The organism is Marinobacter sp. JSM 1782161 (assembly GCF_011421605.1).
In the GTDB taxonomy this organism is placed as follows: domain Bacteria; phylum Pseudomonadota; class Gammaproteobacteria; order Pseudomonadales; family Oleiphilaceae; genus Marinobacter_A; species Marinobacter_A bohaiensis.
Genome location: NZ_WSSA01000004.1, coordinates 265,217 through 282,910, shown reverse-complemented (window position 1 = coordinate 282,910; position 17,694 = coordinate 265,217). Strand labels below are relative to the sequence as shown.

The window sequence follows — 17,694 nt, the reverse complement described above, 5'->3', positions numbered from 1 at the left end:
CTAATTATCTCGAAGAACGGGCAACGGGGCTGTACGAAAATCCCTGTACGCACTAGCCGAAGCTGGCGGCTGGCGCCGGTAAAAGACGGGCAAAAAAAAGCACAGCCCGCAGGCTGCGCTTGCAAAAAAGGAGAGATTCATCGTGCCAACCCATCGTAGGTTATGCGGGCAGATGAAATGCACAACGTAAACACGTGACACCGAAATTATGACGCCTGTACGTTCCTTGATCTGTAGGGGATTGCCGCAAACCACGCCAGAGCCCGGTTCCCGGGTCTTCGGCTGTTCACCGGCAACGCGCCTGTTGCAAAGTTTTCGGCAACGGATAGACTGACAGTGAAAGGCATTCCGGCAGACAGTCCGATGGGTGGATAGCCCGACGGACATTCCGATAAGCAGTTGGATAAACAGCCGGAGTGAATCGGCCCTGACCCGCATCGCAACGGCGACGCATCGGGCCGGCATCGACAGACGAACAAACGCACAGACGAGAGCAACGCTGACGTGATCGCCCACAAACGAGCCCAGTCTGCATAACCGCTGAATTCCCGGTCGGGCGATTCGCGGTGCGAATCTTCCGGCGGCCAGAAAACCCGGAAGCGTCACAGGTTCCGGGTTTTTTTATGGACGGAGCGCAGCAGGCCAGGCTCACACACGGCGATACACAGCATTGCCGACGCATTGAAACGAGGATGGGAGTCCGTTTTGACGGCCACCGTACGACAGATTAACCGAAAGACCGCAGGTCCGGTTGCGCACTCGCGCCCGGCGCACCTGCGTTCCCTCGTTATGCGTATCGATTAACGGCTTCCCCCAAACCCGGAAGCCGTTGGGCGACCGGGCAGAGAGTCTCTCTATAAACCCCGGTCACCCTGATCGGGGTTTATTTTTTGCACGCGGACAGAGCAAAAAGGAGAGCACCATGAAAAGACATCACAACCGCCCCGGCCCCCAACACAAGGCGCCCCACAGCGGCCCGCTGCGCCGCCCGGACAAGCTGCCGCTGCTCGACGCCATCTGCAAGAAGCTCAACCAGCGCGTCAACCTCGACAGCGAGCAGAGTGTGCTGGGCCTGTACGAGCGCGGCTGGATCTTTAACGGCGTCATTGCCACGATGGGCAACGCCGAGGCCCGCTACGTGCGCGCCCTGGCCACCAGACACAATTCCTGGATCGCGCGTCAGGTCGCCTAGCCCGGCGCGCCCACGGGTACTCAGCCGTCAGTGAGGGCGGCTGAGCCCGCGCAGGGCGTCTCCTTCCCCGCCGTGAACCATCACGTAGTTATTGACCACATCCTGGATTTTCTCGACCGAGTAGGGTTTGACCACATAACCGTTGGCGCCGGCACTGATGGCGCGCTGGATGCTGTCGATGGAGTCGTCCGCCGTCACCAGCACGATGTGCTGATCCTCGATGGCTTCCTTGAATTCGCGCATCAGCTCGTGGCCGTCACGGTCGGGCAGCCCCAGGTCGAGCATGACAATGTGGAACGACTCCTCCCGGAACCGGCGCTCGGCGCAGGCGGCGTCTTCGCACTCCACCACCATGGTCGCCCCGGCCTGGTGCAACATGTCCTTGAGTAATGCTCGCATGGTCGGCTCATCCTCGACGACCAGCACTCGCAGGTTTTCCATTCTCACATCCTCTCCAGAAACACGGCGTTCCGCTCTACTCGTTGGAGGTTCGCCGGGGAATCACCAATGGGGTGGGTTGCGCGGCGCGCTCGTCGTCGGGCGGCACCGCATCCGCTCGGTTTGATGGCGCCTCGGCGCCCGCCAGCAGGTTACTGATGGAAATGGCGGTGGTGTAGAGCGAGATGGCCACGATCAGTAACACCGGCTGCAGGAACGCCACGAAACCGGGTACCTTGCCACCGCCGACGATGCTGAGGATCAGGATAATCGCCGGGCCCATCACCAGGAACAGGGTCAGGGCAATGAAGAAGACGATGCGCTCCTTGTGACGCCCCAGGTCCCGGTTCATCACCAGCCCCAGCACAAACTTGCCGATCGCCAGGCCCGCCAGGATAGCGGCGGCGATGCTCAGGTCCGGGCGCAACAGGACCTCGGCGATGGCGCCATCCCACATCCGCTGCATCACAATCACCAGGAAGGGAAACAGGACGAACAGCACGTCGGCGTAGGTCCCGAACAGAGTGTTCAGCGAGGGTGTCTCGTTATGCGACTTGTGATCCACGACTCATCTTCCTCTTATGTCTGCTGCGGTAGCCGGTGTGGCCGGCCTCAATGCCGGTTTCAAATTACCGGGTCTGTTTCTCGGCACCGGGCCGTTCCAGGTACCGGGCCTATTCCGACGTACTGGCCTGGGCCGCGACAGCCTGCCGCATCAGACCACTGAGTGTATCAAACAGCGCCGGCACACGGTCGGTTTCACCGGAGCGGATGGCCGCCTCCAGGGCGCCGGCCTGATCGGTCATCTGCGGGTAACCCATCGCCCCGGCCGTCCCCTTGATCTGGTGCGCCTGGTGGCGGCAACTCGTCCAGTCGCCGTCGGCGATGGCGCTGGCCATGATGTCCAGGCGCTCCGGCAACCCCTGGAGGAACTGCGACACCAACGCCTGGATACCCTCGGCCTCCGCCGCCGCAGCGTTGTCCCGGGGTGCCAGGTAGCGCGCCAGCAAGGCCGCCAGGTGGGCGCTGTCGATGGGTTTGGTCAACACGCCATCACAGCCGGCCTCGACCAGCTCGTCCACTTCCACCTGATCGCCGGCGGTGAAGGCGATGATGGGCCTTCGGAAACCGGTCTGGCGCAGCATGCGCGTCGCCGCAGGACCATCCAGATCGGGCATGTGACGATCCATCAGCACCAGGTGGACGGCCTGGGACAGCGCGGTCTGCACCGCGTCGCGCCCGTTGGTGACGGCCAGGACATCCACCCCGAAGCGACCCAGCAGGCGCTCCACCAGATGACGGTTATCGGCGTTGTCCTCCGCCACCAGCACGGTGCCACTGTAGTGCTGCACTTCCGCCGGCGACGGCCACTCGTCCAGGGTCAGGTAGCGCGCCAGCAGGTCGTAGAACCGCCGCTTGTCGATGGGCTTGGCCAGGTGACCGGTGCAGCCGGCGCGCCGATAATCCTCGATGTCCTCGGCCATGACGTTGGCGGTCAGGGCGATGATCGGCGTGTTGACCCCAGCCTCACGCAGGGCGGCGGTGGCGTCGCGGCCGTTCATCACCGGCATCTGGATGTCCATCAGGATCAGGTCGAAACGGTCGTGGGTGGCGGCTTCCAGGGCCTCGGCGCCATTGCCCACATGCACCAGCTCGGCGCCGGTGCGGCGGATCATCAGGTCCACCAGCTTGCGGTTGACCTCGTTATCCTCGGCGTAGAGGATGCGGCCACGCAAGCGCGGCGCGGTGATCATCGGCAGCATGCGCCGGCGCTGGGACAGCTCGGAGGCGTCCCGCAACAGGTGCACGCCATCGAGCGATCCGGTGGCGATGGTCACCTCGAATTCGCTGCCCTCGCCGTAGACGCTGCTGACCCCGATCTCACCGCCCAGCAACTGCGCGAGGCGCCGGGAGATGCTCAGCCCCAGGCCGGTGCCGCCGTACTGGCGGGCGATCGCCGCACTGCCCTGGGCAAACGGATCGAACAGCCGCTCGACCTGTTCCGGCTTCATGCCGATGCCGGTATCCACCACCCGCACCGTCAGCTGTTCCCGCTCGCGCTCGCAACGCACCGACAGCACGATGTGGCCGCTTTCGGTGAACTTGAGGGCGTTACCGCACAGGTTGATGATGATCTGGCGCAGGCGCGTGGGGTCGGTGCGGATCTGCTCCGGCAACGGGAACGCGCACTGGATCGAGAAGCCGAGGCCTTTCTCCCGGGCCCGGGGTTCGAAGAAGGCGCGCACCTCATCCAGCAGCTCCGGCAGGTTGACCGTGAGGATCTCCACGTTGAGCTTGTTGGCGTCCAGCTTGGAATGGTCGAGGATGTCGTTGACCAGGTCGAGCAGGTGGCGGCCGCTGCGCACCACGGTCTCGGCGCTGTTGCGTTTGTCGTCCGGCCCCAGCTGCGGATCCAGCAGGTTCTCGCCGTAGCCGATAATCGCCGCCAGGGGCGTGCGGATCTCATGGCTCATGTTGGCCAGGAACTGGCTCTTGGCCTCGGCGGCGTTGCGGGCCAGTTCCTTCTCCAGGCGCTCGTTCTCGCGTTCCTTCTCCATCGACTCGCGCTGCTTGCGCTCGGTGATGTCGATGCAGGTGCCTTCCAGGTGCGCCGGCTCGCCGTGGGCGTCATACACGGTGTTGAGCGATACGTTGAGCCAGCGTTCGTCGCCCAGGCGGGTGAAACAGCGGGTCTCGACGCCTTTGGTGCCGCCGCGTTCCTGCAGTTGACTGATTACTTGCTGGCGCTGGCCGGGATCGGCAAAGCAGGCGGACAGCACGTCCGGCACCTGGCGGATCATGCGCTCCGGGTCGTCGTAGCCCAGCAGCTCCGCCATGGCGGGGTTGGCCGTCAGGAAACGGCGCTCCAGGGACATCTGGAAAATCCCTTCCACCGCGTTGTTGAACAGGGACTGGTAGCGGGTCAGGTTGGACAGCGCCCGCCGGTTCCAGTCCAGGGCGTCGGCCTGAATCAGTTTGATGCGGTCGGCCAGGGCAAACGAGAACAGGATCACCTGGGCGGTCAGCCCGATCTGCGGGGCGTGGCCGGTCAGGTAGTTGAGCGGAAAGAAGCCCATGACGGTCAGCGCATACAGGCCCACGCCGGCCAGGGTGCAGGTCCAGGCAAAGAAGTAGGTGCGTGCCGCCGGGTTGAAGTGCTTCCAGGCCCAGTAACTGGTCAGGATCATCACGATCGACAGGGTGATGGAGCCGATCACGGTCCATTCCATGGCCACGTGGTAGGGCATGAACAGGCTCAGCACGAAGGTGACCACCACACCGGTCAGGCAGACGCGCATGGTCTTGTCCAGGTCCGGCGAGCGCTGGGGCAATTCCAGCAATCCACGCGCCATCTGAATCCCGAAGAACCAGGTCAGCAGGATCTGGTAGTGCAGGTAGGCCTTGTCCAGGAACCAGGGCCGCTGGTCGAACAGCTGCAGGCCGTGCACCTGCTCGGTAGCGATGAACAGGGCGGCGAACACCAGGTAGAGCACGTAGTAGACGTTGCTGCGCTCGCGCACCGACACCGCGACGAACAGGTTGTACGCCAGGATCGCCAGGATGCTGCCGAGGAAGATGCCCTGGATGGTTTCGTCCACCGCGACCTTCTCGATGTAGGCGTCCGGCGACCACAGCGCCAGCGGCAGGCGGAAGGTGTTGGCGGTCTTGACCCGCAGGTACAGACGCACGGACTGACCGGGATACAGATCCAGCTTGAACACCGGGTTGGGCAACAACAGCTCCCGGTCGCTCCAGTCGGCGGTGTAGCCCAGCTCGCGCTGTTCGGCCAGCCGGCCGTCGCGATAGACGTGCAGGGCAATATGATCCACCAGCGGCAGGCTGAGTTCGAGAATGCGCGGCAGGGGGCGGGCACCGTCCACCTGCAGGTCCAGCCGCGCCCAGTAGGCGGACTCGGTGTAACCGAAGTTGAGGATACCGCCGTCATGGCTGCGGAACGCCCCGTCCAGATCAGCCTGCCGCGCCTGGGACAGAGTCATCTGCGCCCCGGGGTCCTCCAGGTACCAGAGACAGGAGGCCAGGTCGATGTGCTCGGTGCCCGGCGACACCCGGATGGGCGCCTGGTGACAGGCGCTTTGTGCTGCCTGGGACAGGGCCGGGACCAGCAGGCAGGCGCCGAAAATAACAGCCCGGAGCAGAAGCGCAAGCCTCCATGCCGGACACGAACTCTGATGCCGCAAAATGTGATCTCCGAGCGGGCAGGTGCCGTTCATTTCCGTTAACGTGCCGGAACGACTGGCAGGGCTTTATGGTTATTGGGAGAGCTGCCGGGGCTCCTTGCGGTGTGTGCCCATCGCCTTCCACTTTAGCGCGTAATCCGGCCTTGCGCACCCGTCAACCCACCGTTCGCGACAAGGACAACCACAATGGCGAACCTTCACCGGATTCTGGCCTCTTTGGCCGGTACCCTCCTGCTGGCCGGCTGCGGTGGCAGCAGCGACGGCGACAGTGATCCAGCCAGCTGCGGCAGCCAGTTCAACCCGGCCACCCGGGTCCAGGCCGGCTACGCCAGCTTCGATATCACCGCCCCCGGGCGTCTGCAACGCCACCTGTTCCGGGACGTCCTGGCCGGGGTGCAACCCGCCGGCGCCGACGCTTACGGTGAGTCGGTGGCAGACGACGTACTGGCCCAGACCGCACGCTTCAACGGGGGCTCCCCGGCAAGCGGCGCCAGCGCCTACACGGCGGTGCGCAACCCGATGGACTTCATCGACCTGATCATCGGCGAGGACACCATCGACAACTTCAACACCGGCCGGCGCTACATCAGCAGCTGCATCGACGCCGGCAACGCCGCCCAGTACGACACCAGCGAGAAGGGCGCGCTCGTCACCTTCAACGAAGTGCAGGACAGCACCACCACCGACCAGTACAACTACCCCAACCTGCGCTGGGTCTACGCGCCGGACGCGTCGGGAAAGGTAATCCGGGTGATCCGCTTCCAGGGTCGTTCCGGGGAAGACCTCAACGGCGCCGTGGTGGCCAGCCAGTTCGACGACGCCAGCTTCTCGGCGTCCGGCTTCAACGTGCCTGAACTGGTGCAGGCATCGTTCACCGCCGGCAGCAACCAGGAGCGACTGAGCCTGGAGCAGACACTGATCGATCTGGATCGGGACCAGTGGCTACGCAGCAGTGACAACACCTTCGACTTCGCCGATCGGACCGACGTGGATTGCGCGCGGGTACTGGTGGATTACCGGGCCGCCACCGCGGAGGTGTTCACCTCAGCCTATGCCAGCGTCAGCGGCAGCTACGCCAGTCGCAGCGCGTATGTGGAGAGTGAAGACTATTGCGGAAATCAGGAGGAAGGTACAGGCACCCGCTACGCGACACAGGCGGTCAGCGGGCGCCAGTAACGACGTGCCGGTTCAGCGTGGACTGTTGTGTGTTCTGCCGACCTGGGCGCCCAGACCCCAGGTCGACATGAAGCCCTTCTTTCGATCGATCATCCTCTCGTAGGTGGCGATGATGATCGCGGTATGCGGTGCGCGATTCCGGCGCAGGGCTTCGATGCGTTCTTCCAGGTCCGCCACTTCGCGCACGAGACGTTCCTGCAGGTGCTGGCGCACGCTATCGTGCTGGTTGAGATTGGGCTGGTCCGGCTGGTCGCCGTATCCCTGGTCGGGCAGGTCGGGTGGTTCTCTGAACATGGTGTCGATCTCTCATCCTTGAGTGTCGCTGACGGGTATCGTTGGATCAACGATACGGCCGGAGGTTCCGCCTCCAACAAACCCGCGTTTCCCTGTACGCGATCGGGCATCAGCATATACCGATTCACGCGCTTTTAATATTGTGCACAAGCCCCGGCAAAACCGCAACAAAGTGTGAACAATGGTTCATTTTAGTGTTGCGGAACCCGTTCCGGGCGCACCCCGTCCGTCGGCGTGCCTGCTATCCTTTTGGCATCACCCACTGCCTGGAGCCGTCCATGACCCAACCGTCCGTCGCCGATACCCTGCGGGAATTCCTGTCGTTACTGGAACTGCTGGACGACGCCTACTGGGAGGCCGGCACGATCCGCCACAAGGACATGCTGTACGACATCATCAGCATCTTCCACCAGGAAGTGGCCGAGCTCAACAAGCTTAGCACCCAGGACCACCATTATCCCTACGAAGTGATCACCGAAGGCGTACGGCGGGTGATTCCCAAGCTGCAGCGACTGGAAGAACAGCAGGAGGACGTGATCCAGCGTACCCAGACCCTGACCGATTTCAAGGAAGTGCAGTCGTCGGTGCTGGCGATCCTGGAGGCGCAGCTCGACGGCGTTTGAGGCGCGTCTCAGGCGACCCGGTGCTGACCGTCGGCGGGCGTTACCGGAAACGCCCGGCACACGGTGGTGACAAAGCGAATCAGCGCCGGGATGTGATGCGCCAGGATCGGCAGGCCGGTGTTGACCAGGCTCACCGAGATGTCCCGGGCCGCATCCGCCCAGCACAACTTGTTGATCAGCCCCAGGTGGCCGAAGGCCTCCCGGCTCTGGGGCCCCCAGAAACCGAAGGGATTGCCACCCAGCATGAAACCGGGACTGAAGCGCATGGGCACCATCATGGTGCGATCGAGCTGGATCGGGCCGGACTGCTCGATGGCCCGGCGGATGGTGGATGGTCGGCAAATCGTCTGCTCCTGCCAGAGTCCGCCATCGAGCATCATCTGGAAGAAACGCGACATTTCCTCGGCGGTCCCGCACAGGTTGCCGGCCGGCACCACGGCCTCCTGGAAGCGGGGATCGTTGACCGTCGACTCGATGGTGCCGATGTCACCGCCCAGGGCTCGCCGCAACACCCAGGACACCGGGAAACGCGGCGCCGGACCGGTGGCGTAGTTGCGGGCTAGGTCGGGCAGATGGTCAGGTGTTACGCCGTAGGTAAACCAGCGCATCCCCAGGGGCTGGCGCAGGTGGCTGTCGAGGAAGGCTTCGATGGGCGCGCCGGTGACCGTCTCCAGCACCCGCTGCAGCACGAAACCGCCGGTAATGGCGTGATAGGCCAGCTTGGAGCCATCCACTTCCACCGGCACCGCCCCGCACAGGATGCGCCAGATGGCGTCCCGGTCCCACAGGGTATCCAGCGGCGTGTCCTTGGGAATCGCCGGAATGCCGCCCCGGTGCGACAGGATCTGGTGGATGGTGATGGTCTGTTTGCCGTTCTGGGCGAACTCGGGGCAGTAGAACGCCACCGGATGACGCAGGTTGATCCGTCCCTGCTCCGCCAGCATGTGGATCAACAGCGCCGTCACCGCCTTGGAGGCGGAGAAGTAGCACACCGGCGTGTCCGTGGACATCGCCACCCGGGGGGCGTCCGGCGCGTCATGCGGGCCGTTGCCGGAGGCGTGCCCCAGGGCCCGGTTGAGCAGGATCCGGCCACGGTAGCGCAGACACAGCTGGAGGCCGGGATGCACACCGGTGCGATAGAGATTTTCCGCCGCCCGCCAGACCGAGGCCACCGCCGCCGGGTCCAGACCCAGATCCTCCGGCGCCTCTTCGCGGGACGTATCGATATCGGTCACGCTGGCCAGGTCGGTCGGAACGGCGATGGTGTTGAGGGCACGGCGGGTCAGACGGTTCATGGGCAGATATCCTCTACGACAACAGCGGCATCCGCGGTTTCCGGTTTATTGTAGTGTGGTTGTTGAGTCTGGTGTCCGCCGCCCGGCCGGGGCGGGCGACAGGACCCGACCCAAAGATGATACATTGCCCCATCCACCGGCGGCGATGCCCCGATACGGGCAATGCGGGCCATTCCACGCGGTGCCCGCCGCGGACGATACGACAGGGAGCGACCTTCCATATGCTGTATTTCCTGGGCGTAGTGGCCCTGATTGCGCTGGCCGCCTACCGGCTGTTCTTCTACCGCGGCCATCGTCGGGCGCAGGTCGCCGCCCGGGATTTTCCCGATCAATGGCGCCAGCTGCTGCAGGCGGAGATGGCGCTCTACGGGCGCCTGCCCGAGCCGGTGCGCCAGCGGGTGGAATCCGGCACCCTGATCCTGCTCGACGAACTGGACTTCTACGGCTGCAACGGCCTTGAGGTGACCGAGCCCATGCGGGTCCTGATCGCCGCTCATGGCGCGCTGCTGGTCAGCGGCCTGTCGCCGGGCTATTACGACAGCCTGCGCGCCGTCCTGCTCTATCCCGACGTCTATCGCGCACCCATCGAACATCATGAGGATATGGTGGTGACCGAAGGTGAGGACAGTCGGCTGGGGGAATCCTGGGGCGAGGGCCGGGTGATCCTGGTCTGGCCCAGCGTGGCCGAGGACGCCGCCGATCCCCACGCCCGCAACAACGTCACCCTGCACGAATTCGCCCACCAGCTGGATCAGCTCGATGGGGCCTCGGACGGCGCCCCACCGCTGCGCTCGCGGCGCCAGTCGCAGGATTGGCAGGCGGTTTTCAGTGACGCCTGGAACCGTCTCAAACGCGACGCCGAGTGGCGCGACACCGTGCTCGATCCCTACGGCGCCACCGATCCGGCGGAGTTTTTCGCGGTCGCCACCGAAGCGTTTTTCTGCACGCCCGAAGCCCTGCGCGAATCGGAGCCGGACCTCTACCGCTGCCTGGCGGATTTCTATCAGCTGTCCCCGGCGGACTGGGCCGCCCGCACCTGATTGCGTCCGGCACGCTTGGCCGCGTACATGGCGGCATCCGCGGCCTCACAGACGGCACCCACCGAATGGCCATGGGTGGGATAGACCGCCACACCGATACTGACCGACAGGCGCACGTCGCCCTGCCCCCCGATGGTGATGGTTTCTTCGCTGACCAGTTTACGCAGCCGCTCAGCGGTCTCCTCGGCCTCGCCCAGTTCGTGCTCGGGCAGCACCAGCACGAACTCCTCACCGCCGTAACGGCCGGCAATGTCCATGGCCCGGATCGACCGCTGCAGTAGCTGGCTCACCCGGCGCAGCACCTCATCGCCCTGGGCATGACCGAACCGGTCGTTGATCGCCTTGAAGTGATCCAGGTCGACCCAGAGCACCGCTACGGGACGGCCATAGCGATGCGCCCGGATCATCTCCTCGTCCAGCCGCCGCTCCAGCTCACGCCGGTTGTACAGGCCGGTGAGCGCATCGTGGGTGGCCAGGCGCGCCAACTCCTGCTCCAGGGCCTTGCGGTCGCTGATGTCCAGCATGATGCCCTCAAGCATCAGCTGGCCGCCCACTTCGACACTGCGGCCCTTGTCCCAGACCCAGATCCGGGTGCCGTCACGGCGGGTCATCGGGTATTCGGCGGCGTAGGGCTCAGCATTAGCAATGGCCCGCTCCACCGCTCGGATCATGTCCTCGTTGACGCCCGGATCGAGCAGGTCGGTCAACGACACCACGCGGTTCTCCAGCAGTTCGTCCGGACCGTAGCCGGTCAGGGCACGACAGCCATCGGAGACGAATTTCATGGTCCAGCGCTCATCCAGCAGGCAGCGGTAAGCCATACCCGGCAGGTTATCCATCAAGGTCTGCAACTGACGTTCACTGTCGTGGGCGAGGTGCTCCAGGTGATGCTGCTGGGTCAGGTCCTGGCCGATGGTGATGGCGCCGGCGACCCGACCGTCGGGGGTGAAAAAGCGCCGCGAGTTCCAGCTCATCTCGCGCAGCAGCCCCTGCTTGGTCTGGATGCGGCTCTCGAAACCGCTCAGGTCCAGACCATCGCGGATGATGGACTCCGCCAGTTCCAGCACGTGCGCGCGGTAGTCGTCGTCCGGGTACAACAGCGTCCACATGGAATCGGTGTGCAGCACCTCATCCCGCTTGTAGCCGCTGATGCGCTCGGCCGCCTTGTTCCAGACCAGCACCCGCCCGTCGGGGTCGAGCACATTGATCCAGACGCTGGCGTTGTCGATGACGCTCTCGCGGAACTGGCTCAAATCGTGGATGGCCGCCGCCTGGCGCTGGTTGACCGCCAGCATGTCGGCGTAGCGGCGGAACTGGTGCAGGATCATCAGGAACAGCAGGAAAGAGGTCAGCGCCACAAAGCCCCAGCCTTTGAGGGTCTGCAGGCGGGTGAGGACGGCAGGATCGGCCACCAGGTACGCCAGCACCCGGTCGCTGATCGCGATCCAGAGGGCACTGACCAGCCCGTAGGCGACACAGATCAACAATGCCCGCCGCATGGGCGAAGCCACTTTCCCGGATGCTCGCATGGGTCGCTGGATCCTGAACCGATAAGACAGCGGTTACGGCCGCAGAGTTAGCCGCAGACCGGTTTCGGGGCGCCCCGAGCGCACTGCCCAGGCAACGCTTTCGGTTCGCCATAACAGCAAGTTAGCCGCAATCCGACAGCACGTCGAGCCCGCAGGCCCCGCCTGACACGAGGTTTGACCGTGGCGCGGCCGGCCCCTGAAACAGCGCCCCTCTATAGATGCTGCGCGGACAGCTTGCGCAAACGCCGGCTCCAGCGTTCCTTGGCGTAGCGGCGCAGATTGGCCACGTTGTCCGTCTCGTCCATGATCTCCAGGCCCAGGATGGTTTCCAGGATGTCTTCCATCGTCACCACACCCACCCAGGTGTCCATTTCGTCATAGACCACCGCCATGTGCTGGCGCTCGCGCAGCATCAGCGCGAACAGGTGCTCGATGTTGCCGCCGGCCCGCACGATGGTCATTTCCCGCGCCACCGAATCCAGCCGCGCGTCGCCCTCGGCGTTGAGCAGATCCGGCTTGTGCACGTAGCCGTGGCTGCGGCCGTCCTCGTCGATCAGCGGATACCGGGTGAACGGCAACTCCTGGAATCGCTCGCGAAACTCGTCGACGCTGGCATCGGGCCGAACAGTCTGGCACACCGTGCGCGGGGTCATGATCGAGCCGATGGTGATTTCGTGCAGTTGCAGGATGTTCTGGATCACCCGGCGCTCGTCTTCATCCAGCGCATTCTGGTCGCGACCAATCTCGGTGAGGGCGCTGATCTCCCCGCGCAGGTCGACGTCGGGCTCGTTGGCACCGATGCGGCGGGTGATCTGGTTGGACAGCCAGATGAAGGGCGCCAGTGGCACCATGATGCAACGCAGCACCGACGGCAGCCAGGGCGCCAGGCTGCGCCAGAATTTGGCGCCGATGGTCTTGGGAATGATCTCCGACAGGATCAGGATGGCCAGGGTCATTACCCCGGACGCCACCCCCACCCAGGCGTCGCCGAACACCACGGTGACCTGGGCCCCGACGCCGGTGGCCCCGACGGTGTGGGCCACCGTATTGAGCGTGAGAATCGCCGCCAACGGGTCATCGATGTTGTCCTTGAGCTTGCGCAGACGCGCGAACAGCTCGGGCCGGTCCTGTTTCAGCGACGCGATGTAGCTGGGCGTCACCGACAGCAGGGCGGCTTCGAGAATCGAACACAGAAAGGAAAAACCGATTGAGATGGCGGCAAAAGTGATGAGCAGCAGCATCGAGGGTCACCGGTCGCGAAAGAGCCTCTATTCTACGCACAGGCGTATCCCGGCTTAAACCTCCCGGCGACCGTTCTTTCACCAACGCAGGAAAGGGGCCAGCGTCAGCGCCAGTATCAGCGCGATCGCCAGCAGGCTGGCCAGCACGGTCACCGGTTTCTGCATCAGGCGCTGGCCCAGTGACGGGACCTGACCGGCTTCCAGGCGGCGCTGGAAATCGGCGCGCTGATCACGCGCCCGGTCCGCCTGATAGGTCTCCAGCAGCGCCCGCGCCCGATCCGCCTCGTCGGCATCGCGGGTCCAGAAGCCGCCCATGCTGATGCCCCAGCGGCTGGGAGGGGTTTCGTAGTAATCCACGTCGTGGGCCTGGAACAGCTCGCGGATCTCCTCCGCTTCGTCGTCGGGCACATGGCGCAGGTTCATCAGGAAATGGGGCATGCGGGCTCGTCCGTCGGTGTGGCTTTGCCACCATTGTAACCGGTCCGACGCCGGCAGACTCGGTGCGCGCAACGCAGTATCATGGGGCCAGACTCAGGAGTAACCCATGACCGACACCGCCACCCATGCCCTGGCCGCCACCCGCGAGTGGCTGGAACGCGCCGTTATCGGCCTCAACCTCTGCCCCTTCGCGCGGGCGCCCTATCAGCGCGACCAGGTCCACTTCGCCGTCAGCGACGCCGATACCGACGAGACCATTGCCGAGGCCCTGCTGGCCGAGATCCGCCAGCTCGAAGCCCTCTCTGAAGCGCAGCGCGAAACCACCCTGCTGATCCTGACCCGCGGTCTGGCGGATTTCGACGACTTCAACGATTTCCTGGCCCTGGCCGATGGCCTGCTGGAGACCCTGGCCCTGGACGGCACCTTCCAGATCGCCAGTTTCCACCCCGACTACCGCTTTGCCGACAGCGCCCCCGACGCCATCGACAACTACACCAATCGCGCGCCTTTCCCGGTCCTGCATATACTCAGGGAAAGCAGCGTCGGCGAAGCCGTGGACGCCATGCAGGATCCCGACGCCATCTACCGCGCCAACATCGAACGCCTGCGGCAACTGGGTCATGACGGCTGGGACCGGCTCTGGCGGGATGGCTAACGCCCCGGCCACGAGGCCCGGGTCTCGGTGGCCGGCAGGACCGGCGCCGCGCTAAACTCGCCGATCAGCCTGTTGTCAGGACACGGGCTTCGCAGCCAACAGGCTTCTGAGTCACCTGGCTCTTCAGTCACTTGGCTCCTCAGTCACTAGATAAGGACCCGGACCGGATGCGCTATACCCCCGTCACGCTGCTGCTGGCTTTCGATGAGCAGGTCCGGCGTGACCAGGCCCAGTCGGCCGCTTTCCTGCATCGCCGTGACCGCCGCTACGCGCTCGACTGCCAGCAGGCCCGCCGGCGCCCATCGCTGACCGGCTGGCTTGAGCATATCCATCCGTACCGCTCAGCCCCGACGCCCGCCGACGACCGGCTGCGGGCCTGGCGTCGCCTGTCGCACCTGCTGCTGCCGGTGGGCGCACTGCTGGGCTGCCTGACCATGCTGGGACTGCTGTTCTACGACGGGCGTCAGCAGATCAACGTCACCGTCATCATCGGCTTCGTCGCCCTGCAGGGGCTGCTGGCGCTGCTCACCACCGCCCAGGCCCTGCTGGGCTGGCGCCCCTGGGGCCGCCTGTTGACACCCCGGGGCGACGGTGGCGATTCCGCCCTCGACGGGCTGAAGCCGCAACTCGCCGCCTGCACCGCCCACCAGACCGCGCTGGTGTTCGCCCTGTTCGGCTGGCTGACCCTGCTGGGCCTGGTGGTGGTGCAGGACCTGGCGTTTGGCTGGAGCACCACGTTGCGCACCTCGGCGGACGCCTACGCGGGCCTCGTCCAGGGCCTGGCGCGCCCCTGGCAGGTACTGTGGCCGGCGGCGGTGCCGTCGCTGGAGCTGGTCGAGCAGACCCAGTTCTACCGGCTGGGCGATACGACGGTGGCCGAGCCCGCCCGCTTCGGCGACTGGTGGCCGTTCGTCAGCATGCTGTGGCTGACCTATGCGGTGCTGCCGCGTCTGTTGCTGGCGATCGTGGCGCGCCTGCACCTGCGCCTGCGCGCCCGCCGGCTGCTGCGTCTGCACCCCGGACGCCAGTCGCTGCTGCACCGGTTCGCCACACCCACGGTGGAAAGCGTTGGCGATCGCCGCGACGCCCAACCGTCGGACCCGTCGACATCCGCCGACACCTTGCACAGTCTGCCCGATAGTGGCGCGGTCATCGGCTGGGCCGGAGCCGGCGCACAGGTCACCGACCTGCTGAGCAGCCTGGGGCAGGTCGATGCCGATCGCCTGCACGCCGGCGGCACCGCGTCCCTGGAAGACGACCGGCGAGTCATTGAGCGCCTCGCCGCCACGCAGACACCGGTTATCGTGCTGACCCGCGCCTGGGAACCACCCACCGGCGAGCTGGCCGACTTCCTCGAGGAAGCCCGGCGGCACGGGTCCGCCGAGCGCCTGATCGCCCTGCTGCCGGTTGGGGGCGAGGCGCCGCTGCAGCCGGCCAGCGCCCGCCAGTTGGGCCAGTGGCAGCGTTTCGCCGAACGCCAGGGGGACAGCAACCTGTGGGTCTGCCGTCTGCCGGAAGGGTTCGGGGAGGTACGCCAGCATGGCTGATGCCCCCACCTTTGCCGTGGTCGGCCACCCCAACCGGGGCAAGTCGAGCGTGGTCGCCACCCTGTCCCAGAACGACAGCATCGCCATCGCCATGGAACCGGGCACCACCCGCGACAGCCACGCCTACCCGCTGAAAGTGGACGATGAGGTGCTCTACACCCTCATCGACACCCCCGGTTTCCAGCGCCCGCGCAAAGTGCTGGCCTGGCTGGAGGCCCACAGCGCCTCCGCCTCGGACCGACCCGACACGGTGCGAGCCTTCTACCTGCAGCACCGGGACGATCCCCACTTCCACGACGAGTGCGAGCTGCTGCGCCCGATCCTGGAAGACAATGCCGGCATCATCTACGTGGTGGACGGTTCGGTGCCCTACAGCCCCGCCAACGAAGCGGAAATGACCATCCTCCAGTGGACCGGCCGGCCCAGCCTGGCGCTGATCAACGCCATCGGCGCGGACGATCACAGCGCGGCCTGGGAAAACGCCCTGGGGCAGTACTTTCGCATCGTGCGTCGTTTCAATGCGGTGACGGCCCCGTTTGCGCAGCACCTGGGCCTGCTGCGCGGATTCGGCCAGCTGGAGTCCCGCTGGGAAACCCGCCTCAACAGCGCCGCCGACCATCTGCAGCAACAGCGTGAGCAGCGCCAGCTCCAGAGCGCCGAGCTGGTCAGCCGGGCCCTGAGCGACATGATGCAGCTGCGGGTCAGCGGCAGTCCGGGCACCGACAGCACCGGCGAACAGGCCCGCCAGCGGCTGCAGCAGAAATGGCTGGACGCCCAGCGCCGCCGCGAACGGCAGTTGCGTCAGTCCATCGAACGGCTGTACCTGCATCACCGGGTGCAGCGTCACGAGAACGAACTATATTGGGAGAACGAGGACCTGTTCAGCGAGCACAGCCGTCTGCTCTGGGGCGTCAGCCGCAAGCAACTGGCGACGGCCGGCTTCGGCGCCGGCGCTCTGGGCGGTGTGGGTATTGATGCGCTGACGTTCGGCACGTCCCTGGGGGCAGGCGCCCTGGTGGGCGGTGTGCTGGGCGCGGCCGGCAGCTACTTCTACGCCGGACGGCTGGCGAAATGGTCATTGGGGCCGCTGCAACAGGGCCAGCGTGAGTTGCGCTACGGTCCGGTGACGGACCTGCAGTTCGGCTACGTCATCCTGGGGCGCGCACTCAACCACTGGTTCCAGGTGAGCCATCGCAACCACGCCGGCCGCGGCCCCCTGCAGCTGGAACAGGCCGGCAGCCACTGGCTGGCGGGGTTGTCTAAAGACGACCAGCGCCAGTTGCAGGGGCTGCTACAGCGTCTGAGCAAGGGCACGACGGATGGCCGGCGACAGGCCCACTGGGTCGGCGTCATCAACCGGGCCATGGACGCCTTCAGTGAGTGGCGCCAGACCCGGGACGACGCCTGAAAAGCGCGGCACACCAATCTCTTGCGTCAGGAATGCATTTGAACTGGCGGAATAGAGCGTGTTTATACTGATCAGCTTATCCGAGCCACTAAACGAGGATAGCCTCTATGAAAATCGTAGATCTGCAAAACATCATCGGAAGTGAAGCCGACGTCTTCGGCCCGGGCGAAAAGCCGTGGAACAGCCGCCGCCTGCTGCTGAAGAAAGACGGCATGGGTTTCTCCATGCACGAAACCATCATCCCGGCGAACAGCGAGTTCACCTTCTGGTACAAGAACCACCTGGAAGCGGTCTACTGCGTTTCCGGTAACGGCAGCATCGAAGATCTGGCCACAGGCGAAGTTCACCAGATCCGCGATGGCGTCCTCTACGCCCTGGACAAGCACGACAAGCACATCCTGCGTGGCGGCACTGAAGACATGCGTCTGATCTGCACTTTCAACCCGCCGGTCAGCGGTCGCGAGACCCACGACGAAGACGGTTCCTACAACCTGCCGGACGACGCGTAAGCCGGTCCAGGTCCGAACCGGACACGGCCCCTGCCGCCCGGCAGGGGCATTTCTCCCTTTCTCCGCTCAACCCGGCTTCCCCGCCGCTGGCTTTGCCGTCCCACGCTCAG

The 17,694-nt window shown here is 65.2% G+C and carries 16 protein-coding genes; 8 read left to right on the top strand and 8 right to left on the bottom strand.

All coding sequences use genetic code 11. The annotated features are described in order from the left end of the window. Positions 1-922: 922 nt before the first annotated feature. Positions 923-1,192 (top strand): hypothetical protein, encoded by a 270-nt coding sequence (locus GQB00_RS17745; RefSeq protein WP_165857289.1) that lies wholly within the window; start codon positions 923-925, stop codon positions 1,190-1,192. A 27-nt stretch (positions 1,193-1,219) separates the two neighbouring features. Here GQB00_RS17745 and GQB00_RS17740 read toward each other — a convergent pair whose 3' ends face one another. The 3 genes from GQB00_RS17740 to GQB00_RS17730 all read right to left on the bottom strand — a co-directional run bounded on the left by GQB00_RS17740 (position 1,220) and on the right by GQB00_RS17730 (position 5,697). Then, positions 1,220-1,633 (bottom strand): response regulator, encoded by a 414-nt coding sequence (locus GQB00_RS17740; RefSeq protein ID WP_165857288.1) that lies wholly within the window; start codon positions 1,631-1,633, stop codon positions 1,220-1,222. Positions 1,634-1,667: 34 nt separating this feature from the next. Further along, positions 1,668-2,096 (bottom strand): hypothetical protein, encoded by a 429-nt coding sequence (locus GQB00_RS17735; RefSeq protein ID WP_228276920.1) that lies wholly within the window; start codon positions 2,094-2,096, stop codon positions 1,668-1,670. 208 nt (positions 2,097-2,304) lie between these two features. Further along, positions 2,305-5,697, bottom strand: coding sequence for a 7TM diverse intracellular signaling domain-containing protein (locus tag GQB00_RS17730; RefSeq protein WP_416234166.1), 3,393 nt, complete (start codon positions 5,695-5,697; stop codon positions 2,305-2,307). Positions 5,698-6,015: 318 nt separating this feature from the next. Between GQB00_RS17730 and GQB00_RS17725 the strand changes: the two genes are divergently transcribed. Continuing rightward, entirely contained in the window at positions 6,016-7,005 is a 990-nt protein-coding gene (locus GQB00_RS17725; RefSeq protein ID WP_165857286.1) for a hypothetical protein, read from the top strand. 12 nt (positions 7,006-7,017) lie between these two features. On the opposite strand, the gene GQB00_RS17720 is transcribed toward GQB00_RS17725, so the two are convergent. Continuing rightward, positions 7,018-7,299: a hypothetical protein gene (locus GQB00_RS17720; RefSeq protein WP_228160643.1), complete on the bottom strand. Its 282-nt coding sequence runs from the start codon at positions 7,297-7,299 to the stop codon at positions 7,018-7,020. A 278-nt stretch (positions 7,300-7,577) separates the two neighbouring features. Between GQB00_RS17720 and GQB00_RS17715 the strand changes: the two genes are divergently transcribed. Continuing rightward, positions 7,578-7,922, top strand: a complete 345-nt coding sequence (locus tag GQB00_RS17715) for a hypothetical protein (protein ID WP_111497163.1) — start codon at positions 7,578-7,580, stop codon at positions 7,920-7,922. An 8-nt stretch (positions 7,923-7,930) separates the two neighbouring features. Here the strand turns inward: GQB00_RS17715 and GQB00_RS17710 are convergent, their stop codons facing one another. After that, positions 7,931-9,217, bottom strand: a complete 1,287-nt coding sequence (locus GQB00_RS17710) for a serine hydrolase domain-containing protein (protein WP_165857285.1) — start codon at positions 9,215-9,217, stop codon at positions 7,931-7,933. A gap of 221 nt (positions 9,218-9,438) precedes the next feature. Here GQB00_RS17710 and GQB00_RS17705 point away from each other — a divergent pair, with 221 nt between their 5' ends. Next, on the top strand, positions 9,439-10,257 hold the full coding sequence (locus GQB00_RS17705) for a zinc-dependent peptidase (RefSeq protein ID WP_165857284.1): 819 nt from the start codon (positions 9,439-9,441) through the stop codon (positions 10,255-10,257). On the opposite strand, the gene GQB00_RS17700 is transcribed toward GQB00_RS17705, so the two are convergent. From GQB00_RS17700 to GQB00_RS17690, 3 genes are all read right to left on the bottom strand, one after another. After that, positions 10,221-11,786, bottom strand: a complete 1,566-nt coding sequence (locus GQB00_RS17700) for a sensor domain-containing diguanylate cyclase (RefSeq protein ID WP_165857283.1) — start codon at positions 11,784-11,786, stop codon at positions 10,221-10,223. The two genes, GQB00_RS17705 and GQB00_RS17700, sit on opposite strands and share 37 nt — an antisense overlap. A gap of 212 nt (positions 11,787-11,998) precedes the next feature. Beyond that, positions 11,999-13,027, bottom strand: coding sequence for a CNNM domain-containing protein (locus tag GQB00_RS17695; protein WP_111497167.1), 1,029 nt, complete (start codon positions 13,025-13,027; stop codon positions 11,999-12,001). A 78-nt stretch (positions 13,028-13,105) separates the two neighbouring features. After that, positions 13,106-13,465, bottom strand: coding sequence for a DUF6164 family protein (locus GQB00_RS17690; protein ID WP_111497168.1), 360 nt, complete (start codon positions 13,463-13,465; stop codon positions 13,106-13,108). A gap of 106 nt (positions 13,466-13,571) precedes the next feature. Here GQB00_RS17690 and GQB00_RS17685 point away from each other — a divergent pair, with 106 nt between their 5' ends. From GQB00_RS17685 to GQB00_RS17670, 4 genes are all read left to right on the top strand, one after another. Further along, positions 13,572-14,120 (top strand): DUF1415 domain-containing protein, encoded by a 549-nt coding sequence (locus GQB00_RS17685; RefSeq protein WP_165857282.1) that lies wholly within the window; start codon positions 13,572-13,574, stop codon positions 14,118-14,120. 167 nt (positions 14,121-14,287) lie between these two features. Further along, entirely contained in the window at positions 14,288-15,667 is a 1,380-nt protein-coding gene (locus GQB00_RS17680) for a DUF2868 domain-containing protein (protein ID WP_165857281.1), read from the top strand. Continuing rightward, positions 15,660-17,075 carry a GTPase/DUF3482 domain-containing protein gene (locus tag GQB00_RS17675; RefSeq protein WP_165857280.1) on the top strand — a complete coding sequence of 472 codons (1,416 nt, stop codon included), beginning with the start codon at positions 15,660-15,662 and terminating at the stop codon, positions 17,073-17,075. The genes GQB00_RS17680 and GQB00_RS17675 overlap by 8 nt, the downstream gene beginning before the upstream one ends. Before the next feature lie 107 nt (positions 17,076-17,182). Next, on the top strand, positions 17,183-17,584 hold the full coding sequence (locus GQB00_RS17670; RefSeq protein ID WP_165857279.1) for an ectoine synthase: 402 nt from the start codon (positions 17,183-17,185) through the stop codon (positions 17,582-17,584). Positions 17,585-17,694 lie beyond the last annotated feature (110 nt).